At 74.4% G+C, this 12,564-nt stretch carries 11 protein-coding genes; 1 reads left to right on the top strand and 10 read right to left on the bottom strand.

Annotated features, from left to right (window positions below):
• The 4 genes from ACTUAL_RS09440 to ACTUAL_RS09425 form a co-directional block, all read right to left on the bottom strand.
• Window positions 1–829: ABC transporter ATP-binding protein (locus ACTUAL_RS09440; protein ID WP_440899989.1), on the bottom strand; the 829-nt coding region annotated here is incomplete at its 3' end.
• A complete protein-coding gene (locus ACTUAL_RS09435; protein WP_440899988.1) occupies window positions 826–2,598 on the bottom strand; it encodes a dipeptide/oligopeptide/nickel ABC transporter permease/ATP-binding protein in 1,773 nt (590 codons plus the stop codon). The genes ACTUAL_RS09440 and ACTUAL_RS09435, both read right to left, overlap by 4 nt.
• A gap of 13 nt (window positions 2,599–2,611) precedes the next feature.
• Window positions 2,612–3,601, bottom strand: a complete 990-nt coding sequence (locus tag ACTUAL_RS09430; RefSeq protein WP_096496814.1) for an ABC transporter permease — start codon at window positions 3,599–3,601, stop codon at window positions 2,612–2,614.
• Between the two features lie 4 nt (window positions 3,602–3,605).
• Entirely contained in the window at window positions 3,606–5,228 is a 1,623-nt protein-coding gene (locus tag ACTUAL_RS09425) for an ABC transporter substrate-binding protein (protein WP_440899987.1), read from the bottom strand.
• A gap of 236 nt (window positions 5,229–5,464) precedes the next feature.
• Here ACTUAL_RS09425 and ACTUAL_RS09420 point away from each other — a divergent pair, with 236 nt between their 5' ends.
• Window positions 5,465–6,673, top strand: a complete 1,209-nt coding sequence (locus tag ACTUAL_RS09420) for an ROK family transcriptional regulator (RefSeq protein ID WP_096496816.1) — start codon at window positions 5,465–5,467, stop codon at window positions 6,671–6,673.
• Between the two features lie 21 nt (window positions 6,674–6,694).
• Here ACTUAL_RS09420 and ACTUAL_RS09415 read toward each other — a convergent pair whose 3' ends face one another.
• The 6 genes from ACTUAL_RS09415 to ACTUAL_RS09390 all read right to left on the bottom strand — a co-directional run.
• On the bottom strand, window positions 6,695–6,982 hold the full coding sequence (locus ACTUAL_RS09415; protein WP_440899986.1) for a hypothetical protein: 288 nt from the start codon (window positions 6,980–6,982) through the stop codon (window positions 6,695–6,697).
• A 104-nt stretch (window positions 6,983–7,086) separates the two neighbouring features.
• Window positions 7,087–8,373 carry an NtaA/DmoA family FMN-dependent monooxygenase gene (locus tag ACTUAL_RS09410; protein ID WP_440899985.1) on the bottom strand — a complete coding sequence of 429 codons (1,287 nt, stop codon included), beginning with the start codon at window positions 8,371–8,373 and terminating at the stop codon, window positions 7,087–7,089.
• Window positions 8,373–9,479 (bottom strand): LLM class flavin-dependent oxidoreductase, encoded by a 1,107-nt coding sequence (locus ACTUAL_RS09405; RefSeq protein ID WP_440899984.1) that lies wholly within the window; start codon window positions 9,477–9,479, stop codon window positions 8,373–8,375. Before ACTUAL_RS09405 ends, ACTUAL_RS09410 begins: the two co-directional genes overlap by 1 nt.
• An 86-nt stretch (window positions 9,480–9,565) precedes the next feature.
• Entirely contained in the window at window positions 9,566–10,624 is a 1,059-nt protein-coding gene (locus ACTUAL_RS09400) for an FAD-dependent oxidoreductase (protein ID WP_440899983.1), read from the bottom strand.
• A gap of 87 nt (window positions 10,625–10,711) precedes the next feature.
• Window positions 10,712–11,488 (bottom strand): putative protein N(5)-glutamine methyltransferase, encoded by a 777-nt coding sequence (locus ACTUAL_RS09395; RefSeq protein ID WP_440899982.1) that lies wholly within the window; start codon window positions 11,486–11,488, stop codon window positions 10,712–10,714.
• Window positions 11,489–11,650: 162 nt separating this feature from the next.
• A partial coding sequence (locus tag ACTUAL_RS09390; protein ID WP_440899981.1) for an RNA polymerase sigma factor occupies window positions 11,651–12,564 on the bottom strand: 914 nt, incomplete at its 5' end.

The following is a 12,564-nucleotide window of genomic DNA, read 5'->3' as shown; positions in this document are numbered from 1 at the left end:
TCACGTGGTCGTAGGCCGCCGTCCTGCCCGCGCGCTCCACCTCCGCCTGGTCGACGGTGAACGCCCTCCCCCGCGCCTCCGGGTTCGGGGCCGCCTCCGCGAGCAGCTTCGTGTACGGGTGCCTGGGGGTCAGGATCACGTCGTCCGCTGGCCCCCGCTCCACCACCTTCCCCTTGTACAGCACCAGGATGTCGTCCGAGAAGTGCCGCGCGGTCGCCAGGTCGTGGGTGATGTACAGGACCGCCAGCGACTCCTCGCGCTGCAACCTCGCCAGCAGGTTCAGCACGCCCAACCGGATCGACACGTCCAGCATCGACACCGGCTCGTCCGCCACCACCACCTTCGCCCCCGGCGCCAGCGCCCGCGCGATCGCCACCCGCTGCCGCTGCCCGCCGGACAGCTCGTGGGGCCGCCGCGACGCCAGCTCGCCGGGCAGGCTCACCCGGTCCAGCAGCGCCCGCACCTGCGCCGGACCGGACGGCAGGCCGTGCAGCCGCAGCGGCCGGACCAGGTGGTGCTCGACGGTGTGGAACGGGTTCAGCGAGGCGAACGGGTCCTGGAACACCATCTGCACGTGGTCCCGGTACGCCCGGTCCGGCACCCGAGCGCCGTCCGCCTCCACCACGATCCCGCCCGACGTCGGCCGCTCCAACCGCGCGATCATCCGCGCGATCGTCGACTTCCCCGACCCGGACTCGCCGACCAGCGCGACCGTGCGCCCCGGCGTCAGCTCGAACGACACCCGGTCCACCGCCCGCAACCGGTCGCGCCGCCACCCCGAGCGCACGGTGAAGTCCTTCACCAGCTCCCGCGCCTGCAACGTGGTCACGCCGGACTCCCCCCGCTCCGCACGAACGAACCGCGCTCCCCGGTCAGGCTGGGGAACGAGTCGAGCAGCTGCCTGGTGTACGGGTGCTCCGGCCGCAGGCGCATCCGCTCCGCGTCGGCCAGCTCCACCACCTCGCCGTCCTTCATCACCGCGATCCGGTCCGCGACCTCCAGCAGCAGCGGGAGGTCGTGGGTGATGAGCAGGACCGCGAAGCCGATCTCGTCGCGCAGCCGCAGGATCTCCCGCAGGATTCCCCGCTGCACCACCACGTCCAGCGCCGTGGTCGGCTCGTCCATCACCATGATCTGCGGGTTCAGCAGCAGCGCCATGGCGATCACCACGCGCTGCCGCATCCCGCCGGACAGCTCGTGCGGGTACGAGTCGAGCCGCGCCGGGTCGACGCCGACCAGGCCCAGCACCTCCGCGCACCGGGCCCGCCGCTCGGCCTTGGCCGTGCCGGGGCGGTGCGTCACCAGCACGTCGTCGAGCTGCGCGTGGACCGTCGTCACCGGGTTCAGGGCGTTCATCGCGCCCTGGAACACCATCGACAGCTCGGACCAGCGGAACGCCCGCAGCTCCTCCGGCCGCAGCGCCAGCACGTCCTCGTCGCGCTCGCCGTGGAACGTGACCGTCCCGCCGGTGATCTCGGCGGGCGGCCGGTGCAGCCTGCTCACCGCGTACGCGAGCGTGGTCTTGCCGCAGCCCGATTCCCCGGCCAGGCCCAGGATCTCGCCGCGCCGCAGGGTCAGCGACACGTCCCGCACCGCCCGCACCGGCCGCTCGGTCCGGTACTCGACGGACAGCCCCTGCACGGTCAGCACCGCGTCCTCGTCGGCGCGCGGCACGGGCGCGGGGGCGCGCTCGGGTTCCTCGACCCGCAGCGGCACGTCCCGCAGCTTCGGGTTGATGATCTCGTCGATGCTGAAGTTCACCAGCGCGAGCCCGCAGCCGAACAGCGCGATCAGCAGCCCCGGCGGCACGAACCACCACCAGGCCTCCCGCTGGAGCGCGAAGCCGTTCTGCGCGTAGTAGAGCATCGTGCCGAGGGTGGACGAGTTGGACGCGCCCAGCCCGAGGAACGACAGCCCGGCCTCGTTCAGGATCGCCGAGATGACCGTGTACACGAACTGCGAGGCCAGCAGCGGCAGCAGGTTCGGGAGGATCTCCACGGCGATGACCCGCCACGGCTTCTCCCCGGCGACGCGCGCCGCCGCCACGTAGTCCCTGGTGCGCACGGACAGCGTCTGCGCGCGCAGCACCCGCGCCGACGCCGCCCAGCCGGTGATGGCCAGCACCAGGGCGATGGTCCACGCGCCGCGCTGCTCGGCGGGCACGAACGCGGAGATCACGATCACCAGGGGCAGCGTCGGGATCACCAGCATCACGTTGGAGAACAACGAGAACGACTCGTCCACCACACCGCCGACGTAGGTGCCGACGATGCCGAACAGCGCGGACAGCAGCGTGGCCAGCACGCCGACCGCGAGCCCCAGCTCGAGCGAGCCGCCGGTGGCGTGGGCGAGTTGGGCCAGCACGTCCTGGCCGGTCTGGGTGGTGCCCAGCGGGTGCTCGCCGCCGGGCGGGGTGAGGCCGATGTCGCGGATGGTGGCCGGGTCGCCGGTGAGCAGCGGCCCGATCAGCGCGAACAGCGCGATGGCCCCGATGAGGCCGAGTCCGACCGCCAGCTTCGGCGACCAGCGCGGCAGCATCGAGCGCCAGCCCGCGCGCACCGCCGGTTCGGCGGCGGGCACGGGAGCGGGGGTGGTCATGGGCGCGCTCCTCTCAGCCCTGGGCGCGGGTGCGCGGGTCGACGACGGTGTGGAGCAGGTCCACCACGAGGTTCGCGCCGAGCACGGCGATCGTGATGACCAGGAAGATGCCCTGCATGAGGGCGTAGTCGTTGTTCTGCACCGCCTGCAGCAGCTTGGAGCCGATGCCGGGGTAGGAGAACACCTGCTCGGTGATGATCGAGCCGGACACCACGAAGCCCAGCGAGATGGCGAACGCGGCGAACGACGGCAGCACCGCGTTGCGCGCGGCGTAGCGGACCATGACCCGCGATCCCCTGAGCCCCTTGGCCTGCGCGGTGAGCACGTAGTCCTCGGCGGTGGTGGAGACCATCATGTTGCGCATCCCCAGCAGCCAGCCGCCGATCGAGGACAGCACGATGGTCAGCGCGGGCAGCGTGCCGTGGTAGACCGCCGAGCCGATGAACTCGGCGTTCCAGCCGGTGTCGAGCACGACGTCGTACCCGCCGATGAGCGGGAACCAGCCGAGCCCGGACGCCAGCAGCGCCACCAGGATCAGCGCGAGCCAGAAGTACGGCACGGCCGCGAGCAGCGTGGTGGCCGGGACGAGCGAGTCCAGCCAGGTGCCGCGCCGCCAGCCGACGAACGCGCCCAGCCCGATGCCGAGCAGGAACGACAGCACCGTGGCCACGCCGACCAGCACGACCGTCCACGGCAGCGCGCCGGAGATCACCTCCGACACGGGCGCGGGGAACGCGCTGACGGACACGCCCAGGTCGCCGCGCGCCAGGTTGCCCAGGTACGCGAAGTACTGCTCCAGCAGGGTTCCCTCGCTGTCGCCGCCGAGCAGCAGCGCGTAGGCGCGGCGGGCCTCGGCGTCGACCTGGCCGCCGCGCTGGGCGAGCTTGGCCATGAGGGTGTCGACGGGGTTGCCCGGCATGAGCCGGGGGATGAAGAAGTTCAGCGTGAGCGCCGCCCAGAGGGCGACCAGGTAGAACCCCAGCTTCCGCGCGTAGTACCGCATCGCGTCACTGACCGGCGGGCTTGAGGGTCCGGTAGATCTCGGAGTTGTCCGGCGCGGACCAGACGGCGAAGAACGCGTACGGGTTGGACTCGTCGGGCCAGCCGGTGAACTTCTTCGCGTTGTACTCGCTGGTGGTGCCCGCGGTCAGCAGCGGGATGTAGGGGACGGTCTCCTCGACGCGGGTCTGGATGGCGTCCAGGTGCGGCTGGCGCGCAGCGGTGTCCTCGGGGTTGATCGCCTTGAGGGCGTCGAGCGCGGCGTCGATGGCCGGGTCGGAGACGCGGGCGAAGTTCGGGGTCGCGGTCTGGCCGACGGGCGCGGTGGAGGAGGTCGCGAAGAAGTAGCTGTAGAGGTAGAACGGGTCGGCGGCCGGGCCCTGGTAGAGCGAGTCGATGATCAGCTGGTACTTGCCCTGGCCGCGCGCGTCGGCCCACTCGTTCCAGGACGACTGCTGCACGTTGAGCTTGATGCCCGCCTGCTGGAGCTGCTGGGTCATCGTGTCGAGCGCGGTGATGTAGTCGGTCCAGCCCGCGACGACCTTGACGTTGAGGGCGAGCTGCCTGCCGTCCTTGGCGTAGAAGCCGTCGCCGCCCTTGGCGTAGCCCGCGCCTTCGAGGAGCTGTCCGGCCTTGGCGGTGTCGGGCTGCATGGGGGCGGTGCGCTCGGCGAGCTTGCTGGAGATCACGTCGTCGTCGCGGCCGAGGAGCGCGAATCCGGGGGAGATCTCGCTGGCGGTGTTCTCGAACGCGAGCGAGTTCACCTGGGTGCGGTTGAGCGCGTAGTGGACGGCCTTGCGCACGGCCGGGTCGGTCTGCGGGCCCTCGCAGCCCAGGGCGGCGTTGGAGCAGGTCAGCAGCGCGGCCTGGTTCATCGGGGTGGTGTTGGCCTTGTAGCCGGGGTAGTTCTTCTCGACGTTGGCGATGTCCGGGACGGGGCCGGTCTGCCAGTCGACCTGGCCCGCCTTGAGCGCGTCGGCCCCGGCCTGGTTGCCGGACAGCGAGAGGTAGCGGATCTTCTTCACCGCGGGCGCGCCGCTGTGGTAGCCCTCGTTGGCCTTGAGGGTGAAGGCCTGGGCCTTGAACTCGTCGAGCTGGAACGGGCCGGTGCCGACGGGGGTGGCGATGACGTCGGTGGCCGGGTCGGACAGCTGGCCCCACAGGTGCTCGGGGACGATCCAGGTGCGGCCGAGGACCTGCGGGCCGACCAGGTACGACGGCTCGTCGAAGGTGACCGTGAGGTGCGTGTCGTCGATCGCGGTGGCCTTGCCCTTGTAGCCGACGCTGTTCATGGTCGGGGTCTTGGCGACCATGTCCAGGGTGAAGACGACGTCCTTGGCGGTGAACGGCTTCCCGTCGGTCCAGGTGGCGCCCGCGCGGGTGGTGATGGAGAGCACGGTGCCGTCGGCGTTCCACTCGAAGCTCTCGCCGAGGCGCTTCACGGGGTCGCTGGAGCCGGTGATGTTGTAGAAGAACAGCGGCTCGAAGATCGTGCCGAGGCCCTCGATGCGGGTGGGCGAGTACGGGTTGAAGTTGAGCTGCCAGTCACCCGCCTGGCCGGTGTAGACGACGAGGGTGTCGGCGGCCGTCCCGCCGCCGCCCCCGGAACCGCCGCAGCCGGCAACTGCCAACGCCGCGGCGAGGACAACCGCCGCTAGCCGCCTGCGTGAGCGCTGTGCCTTCAGGAACATCGTTGATTCCTTTCGTGGCTTGCGGCCCGCTGGTGGCGCGAGCCGCCCGGCTTGGGCAGGATTGTTTAGTCATTGAAGAAACGAAGTCAATACCTGGGCGTCGCGGAACGGTCACCGGGTGGTGGTCGGTTGGTAGCCTTCGAGCGGTTCTCCGGCGGGTTTGGTGGAGTGGGGGCATGAGCGGACCTGGGCGGGCCACACCGCACGCGAGCAGCAAGGCGACCGTCCTGGACGTGATCAGGGCGGCGGGCGTGATCAGCCGGGTCGGGCTGATCGGGGCGACCGGGTTCACCGGGGCGACCATCTCCACGGTGGTCCGCAAGCTGATCGACGAGGGGCTCGTCGTGGAGACCGGGCGGGCCGAGTCCACCGGCGGCAAGCGGCGGGTGCTGCTCCAGCTGAACCACTCGGCGCGGTACGCGGTCGGCGTGCACCTGGACCACGCGGGCAACACGTACGTGCTCACCAACCTCGGCGGCGCGGTCGTGGCGCGCATCCTGCGACCGGGCGTGGCCGACCCGGCCGCCGTCGTCGGGCAGGTCGCGGACTCGGTGTCGGCGCTGGTCGAGGGCGTGGGGATCGAGCGGGAGCTGGTGCTCGGGGTCGGCGTGGTGTCGCCGGGGGCTCCGGGCGCGGACGTCGAGGGCCTGGTGGGCGAGCTGCGGCGCGCGGTCGGGCTGCCGGTGGCGGTGGACAACGACGCGACGGCCGCCGCGCTGGGCGAGCACTGGTCGGGCGGGATCGGCGGGACGGCGACGTCGGCGGCGCTGTGCATGGGCACGCGGCTCGGGGCGGGGCTGGTGATCGGCGGGATCACCTACCGGGGCAACGGCGGCGACGCGGGCGAGATCGGGCACGTGAGCGTGGACGCGCTGGGGCCGGTGTGCTGGTGCGGCGGGCGCGGGTGCCTGGAGGTCATGGCGGGGCCCGCGGCGGTGGTGGCGGAGGCAGGCGAGGCGCCGTCGCTGGCGCGGGAGCTCAAGGGCGGGTCGGTGGCGGCGGACTTCGCGGCCGTGGCGCGCGCGGCCCGGCGGGGGGAGGCGGCGGCGCTGGGGCTGCTGGAGCGGTCGGCGCGGTGCGTGGCGGTGGCGGCGCGGTCGCTGGCGAACCTGATGGACCTGGAGGTGCTGGTGCTGACCGGGCCGGGGTTCGCGGTCGCGGGGTCGGTGTACCTGCCGGTGATCCGGGAGGAGCTGGGGCGGGCGGTGGTGGGGCGCGCGAGCGGCGGGGTGGACGTGCGGCTGTCGCGCTCGGCGTCGACCGCGCCCGCGATCGGCGCGGCGGCGCTGGTGCTCCAGGCGGAGCTGGTGCCGCTGACGCAGGGGCTGCGGCTGCCGGAGAACCTGGCGGCGGCGGAGCCCGCGGCGCTGGCGCCTGGGGTGTGAGGGGTGACGGGGGTGTGAGGGTCACCGCGTCCAGGCCCTGGCCCACGGGACGTACTGGCGCCTGCGCTGGACCAGGTCCGCGCACAGCGCCGCGTCGGGCGCCTGCGGGGTCACCACCTGGTCGGTGACCGTGGTGATGTGCACGACCGGGCCTGGGGTGGCGTCCGAGGTGGCGCCATCCGCGAGGGTCAGGAGTGGTCGCGGCGTGGGTTGGTCAGCCGGGCCCCAGCGGTCGGGGTGGCGGTTGGCCCTGGTCGCGCGGCCGGAGAAGGGAGCCCTCGGCATCCGCCGCCCGACCGGGTCGGCCACCGGACCGCCGGGGTGGAGCGGCGACTAGGACGTCAGCCCCACGACCACCGGGCCAGTCGCCGCCCTCCCCCCCGCGCGGTCCCCTTCCCGCGCAACGCGTCCGCTCAGCCCAGCGGCTTCAGCCCCAGGTGCTCGCGCAGGGTCGTGCCCGCGTACTCCGTTCGGAACACGCCTCGCTCCTGGAGCAGCGGCACCACCCGGTCGACGAACTCGTCGAACCCGCCGGGCGTGATGTGCGGGACGAGCACGAAGCCGTCCGCCGCGTCCTGCTGCACCAGGTCGTCGATCGACCTCGCCACGGTCTCCGGGGAGCCGACGAAGGTCTGCTCGGCGGTCACCTCGATCATCAGCTCCCGCACCGACAACCCGCGCGCCTGCGACAGCTCCCGCCACTCCCGCGCCGTCGCCAGCGGGTCCCGGTACATCCGCACGCTCGCCCGCCCCGGCGCGAGCGTGCCGCCGTCGACGACCGGGTCGTCCTGCGGCAGCGGGCCGTCCGGGTCCAGGTCGGACAGGTCGCGGTTCCAGACGTGTTCCAGCAGCTTGATCGCCGTCTGCGGGCTGACCTGCTGCGCCCGCACCTCCCGCGCCCGCTCGCGCGCCTCGGCGTCGCTGTCGCCGAGCACGAACGTGGCGGCGGGCAGGATCACCAGGTCCTCGGGGGCCCTGCCGTGCGCGGGCAGGCGGCCCTTCACGTCGGCGTAGAACGCCTTGCCCGCCTCCGCTCCCGCGTGCCTGCTGAAGATCGCGTCGGCCTTGGCGGCGGCGAAGTCCCTGCCCTCCGGGGAGTCCCCGGCCTGGATGATCACCGGTCGGCCCTGGGGCGTGCGCGGCAGGCCGAAGCGGCCCTCGACGTCGAAGTGCTCGTCGCGCACGGCGAACGCGCCGCCGTCGCGCCAGGAGTCGAACAGCACCGAGGCGGCGTCGAGGAAGCTGCGGGCCCGCTCGTAGCGCTGCTCCTTCGGCAGGAACCCGCCGCGCCGGAAGTTCTCGCCGGTGAACGCGTCCCACGAGGTCACCACGTTCCACGCGGCCCTGCCGTCGGACAGGTGGTCCAGGCTGGCGAACTGGCGGGCCACCTCGTACGGCTCGTTGAACGTGGAGTTGATCGTGCCCGCGAGCCCGATCCGGTCGGTGACGGCGGCGAGCGCGGCCAGCACGGCGAACGTGTCGGGCCTGCCGACCACGTCCAGGTCGTAGAGCTGCCCGCCCTGCTCGCGCAGCCGCAGCCCCTCGGCCAGGAACAGGAAGTCGAACCGGCCGCGCTCGGCGGTGCGGGCGAAGTGCCGGAAGGACTCGAAGTCGATGTGGCTGCCCGCCGCCGGGTCGCTCCACACGGTGGTGTTGTTGACGCCGGGGAAGTGGGCGGCCAGCCGGATCTGCTTCACCATCAGGCACCCCTGGGAGCTGCGTAGCGGTTGGCGGGACGGGGCAGGTCGAGCAGGCCGCGCAGGGTGGTCGCGGGGCGCGGCTCGGCGGGGACGAGGCCCCTGCGGCGCAGCTCGGGCACCAGCTCGCCGGTGATGGCGGCCAGGTCGCGGGGCAGGCGCGCGGGGCGCAGGCGCAGGCCGAACGCGCCCGCCTCGTGCCACTCCTGCGCCAGGTCGGCCAGTTCGGCCGGACCGCCGGTGTGCACGAGCGCGTCGGAGGTGAGGTCGCGGTCGTCGTGGAAGGCGACGACCACGTCGGCGAAGTGCCGCGCCCGTCCGATCTCCGCGCCGGTGCGGCGCACGTCGGCCGCGTCGCGCGGGGTGGTGAACACCAGGTCGGCGGACTCGCGGGCCAGCCGGTGGGAGCGCTCCGCGTCGTGGGCCAGCACGGCGATCGGCGGGTTGCCCTGGGGTGGGCGCGGGGTGATCGACGGGCCCTTCACGGCGAAGTGCCCGCCCCGGAAGTCGATGTGGTGCAGCTTGTCCCGGTCGACGAACCGGCCGGTGGCGACGTCGCGGATCTCCGCGTCGTCCTCCCAGCTGTCCCACAGCCTGCGCAGCACCTCGGCGTAGTCGCGGGCCTCGGCGAACAGGTCGGCCACGACCGCGTCGTCGGGGCGGCCGGACCGCGGCAGCGGGGGCAGGTCGCGGCGGCCGAAGTGGCGGGCGGTGGCGGGGTCGCCGTCGACCCGCAGGCGCACGCCCGCGCGGCCGAGGCTGACGTGGTCCAGGGTCGCGACGGCCTTGGACAGGTGGAACGGCTCGGTGTGCGTGGTGATGGCGGTCGGGACCAGGCCGATGCGGCTGGTGAGCGGGGCGACGCGGGCCGCGACGAGCAGCGAGTCGAGCTGGTTCGCCCGGTGCCCGAGGGTGTCCTCGAAGGTGACGAGGTCGATGCCGCCGCGCTCGGCCTCCAGGACCAGCCCGGTCCAGTGGCGGGCGGACAGCGGGCGCGGGTCGGGGCCGCCGCCCTGACCACCGCCCTGACCGCCGTCCTGGCCGTCGCCCCCGTCCGGGTGCCACCCCGTCCCGTCCAGTGCCACCGCCAGGCGCAGTTCGGTTCCCATGGGGCGGATTCTGGTTCAGGGCAAGGCTTTCCGGCAGGGGCGACCAGTGGGTGGGACGTCCGCTGCGGCGGTCGGGGCAACCCCGGTCAGTCGGGAACAGGGAGGGCGAAGCGGGTGTTGGGGCGCGCGCCCGCGAGGACCAGGTCGGCCAGCACCTCGCCGATCGCGGGGGTGAACCTGAAGCCGGGGCCGGAGAAGCCCGCGGCGACGGTGAGGTTGCCCGCGCGGTCCAGGACGAAGTCCGAAGTGGGGGTGCTGGTGTAGGTGCAGCTGATCGGGGTGGCGCGGTCCGGGTCGGCGCCGGGGAGCCAGGCCGCGGCGTAGTCGCGCAGCGCGGCCTGGCGGGTCGGGTCGGGGGTGCGGTCGCGGTGGTCGGGGTCGGTCTCCGGGCCGCCGCCGTGGAAGCCGACCTTGACGCCCTCGCCGGGGGTGAGCAGGCCGTAGACCGTGCCCGCGCCCCGGTGGTGGATGAACGAGGGCCAGCGGTCGGTGCCGGTGGCGAAGTGGGCGGGCTGCTCCTCGGTGACGCGCAGGGGCGGGAGGGTCAGGTGCGGGGCGAGGAGCCCGCGGGTCCACGCGCCGACGGCGACGACGGCCTGGCGGGCGCGGTAGGTGGCGCGCCCTGTGGTGACGGTGACGCCGTTCGCGCCGTGGGTGAGGCGCAGGGCGGGCTCGCCGTGGTGGACCTGGGCGCCGTGGGCCCTCGCGGCGGCCTGGAGGGTGCGGACGGTCAGGTCGGCGTCGAGCCTGCCCGCGCGCGGGTGGTGCAGGACGGGGCCGTCGAACCGCAGGGCGGGCCAGCGCTCGGCGGCCTCGCGCGGGTCGAGCGGGGTGGCGGGGACGCCCTCGGCGGCGAGCGCGTCCTGGATGCCGGTGAGGTCGCCGTGGTCGACGCCGCCGGTCTCCTGGAGCACCTCGGGACCCAGCTCGCGCCACAGCGGGAGGGCGCGGGCGGCGAGCCGGACGTAGAGCGGGTCGGCGTAGGCCAGGCGGAAGATCCGGGACGCGCCGTGCGAGGCGCCCTCGGTGTGGCCGGGGGCGAAGCGCTCCAGCAGCAGCACGTCGGCCCCGCGCAGGGCGAGCCGCCAGGCCGCCGCGGACCCCATCGCACCGCCACCGACCACCACTACGTCCACGTCGACCACGGGGTGAGGATCACCGGGGGCGGGGTGGTCTGTCGAGGCGGTCCCACGCCTCGGGCGGGGTGGTGGGCGGCGGCGGGCGGGGGCGGCTCAGCGGGTGGCGACGACGGACGCGCCGCCGGAGTCCGGGTCGTGCTCGACGCGCGCGGTCAGGCCCGCCGCGCGCACGGCGGCGACGGCGCCGTCGACCTGGGCCTCGCCGATCTCGAACAGCAGCGCGCCGCGCCCGGACAGCCAGTCCGGCGCGCCCGCCGCGACCCGGCGCAGCACGTCGAGCCCGTCCGAGCCGCCGTCGAGCGCGGTGCGCGGCTCGTGGTCCCTGGCCTCGGGGGGCATGAGGCCGATCGCGCCGGTGGGCACGTACGGGGCGTTGGCGAGCAGCACGTCGACCCGGCCGCGCAGGTCGTCGGGGAGCGGGTCGTACAGGTCGCCGCGGTGGACGCGGTGCGGGGCGGGCAGGTTGCGGCGGGCGCACTCGGCGGCGGCCGGGTCCAGGTCGGCGGCGGTGACGCGCGCGCCGGGCAGCCGGTGGGCGAGCGCCGCGCCGAGCGCCCCCGAGCCGCAGCACAGGTCGAGGACGACGGGGGCGGGCGGGGCCAGGGCGGCGGCCAGGTCGACCAGGCGCTCGGTGCGGCGGCGGGGGACGAACACGCCGGGGGCGACGGTGATCCGCAGGCCGCAGAACTCGGCCCAGCCGAGCAGGTGCTCCAGGGGGTCGCCCGCCGCGCGGCGGGCGACCAGGGCGTCCCGGGCGGCGGGGGCGGTGGTGGCGGCGAGGAGGAGGTCGGCCTCGTCCTCGGCGAACACGCACCCGGCCGCGCGCAGGCGGTCCACGACGGTGGTGCGGAGGTGGTCGGTGGGGGGCATGGGGCGCCGGTCCGGGGTGGTTGCCGGGGCGCTCCGGCTGCGGCCCCTACCGCGCGCCAGGAGGGAGCGCCCCGCGTCGACCAGCGTTGATGGGACTCACCTCCTCGGATCGGTGTGCGGCCAGCGTACCGGCAGGGGTGGCGCGGCGCGGGGGTGGCGGCCTCAGCCGCACTCCCGCGCCCGCGCCAGGAGCTGGGCGCGCTCGGGCTCGTTGCGGGTCAGGGCGGCGGCGCGCTCGAACTCGGCGCGGGCCTCCCCGGTCCGGCCGAGGCGCGCCAGCAGGTCGCCGCGCGCGCTGGGCAGCAGGTGGTAGCCGGCCAGGGCCTTCTCCCCCAGCAGCTCGTCCACCAGCTCCAGCCCGACCTCCGGCCCGAACGCCATGCCGCACGCCACCGCGTGGTTGAGCGCGATCACCGGTGACGGGGTGCGCAGCGCGAGCAGCTCGTACAGGCCGACCACGCGCACCCAGTCGGTGTCCTCGGCGGTGGCGGCGCGGGCGTGGCAGGCGGCGATCGCGGCCTGCGCGGTGTACGGGCCGCCGCCCAGCCGCTCCGCCCGCTCCAGCCCGGCCAGGCCCCTGGTGATCAGCAGCCGGTCCCAGCGGGAGCGGTCCTGGTCCAGCAGCCGGACCGGCGCGCCGACCGGGGAGGTGCGGGCGCGGATGCGGGACGCCTGGAGCTCCATCAGCGCCAGCAGGCCGTGCGCCTCGGGCTCGCGCGGCACGAGCGAGACCAGCACCCGGCCGAGGCGCAGGGCGGTCGCGCACAGGTCGGGCCGCACCAGGTGCGCGCCGCCGGTGGCCGAGTAGCCCTCGTTGAAGATCAGGTAGAGGACGCCGAGGACCGAGCCGAGGCGTTCGGCGCGCTGCTCGTCCGGCGGGGTCTCGAACCGCACCCCGGCCTTCGCCAGCGCCTTCTTCGCCCGGACGATCCGCTGCGCCGCGGTCGACTCCGGCACCAGGAACGCGCCCGCGATCTCCTCGGTGGTCAGCCCGCCCACGACGCGCAGGGTCAGCGCGACGCGGGCGTCCGGGGACAGCACCGGGTGGCAGGCGGTGAAGACCCGGTTGAGCAGGT

The organism is Actinosynnema sp., assembly GCF_052038725.1.
This window is presented reverse-complemented; position numbering and strand designations above follow the sequence as displayed.

Excerpts from the sequence above, each read along its gene's own strand:
- ACTUAL_RS09430 (WP_096496814.1), bottom strand. The coding sequence starts at position 3,601 with ATGCGGTACTACGCGCGGAAGCTGGGGTTCTACCTGGTCGCCCTCTGG.
- ACTUAL_RS09420 (WP_096496816.1), top strand. The coding sequence starts at position 5,465 with ATGAGCGGACCTGGGCGGGCCACACCGCACGCGAGCAGCAAGGCGACC.
- ACTUAL_RS09405 (WP_440899984.1), bottom strand. The coding sequence starts at position 9,479 with ATGGGAACCGAACTGCGCCTGGCGGTGGCACTGGACGGGACGGGGTGG.
- ACTUAL_RS09395 (WP_440899982.1), bottom strand. The coding sequence starts at position 11,488 with ATGCCCCCCACCGACCACCTCCGCACCACCGTCGTGGACCGCCTGCGC.
- ACTUAL_RS09435 (WP_440899988.1), bottom strand. The coding sequence starts at position 2,598 with ATGACCACCCCCGCTCCCGTGCCCGCCGCCGAACCGGCGGTGCGCGCG.
- ACTUAL_RS09410 (WP_440899985.1), bottom strand. The coding sequence starts at position 8,373 with ATGGTGAAGCAGATCCGGCTGGCCGCCCACTTCCCCGGCGTCAACAAC.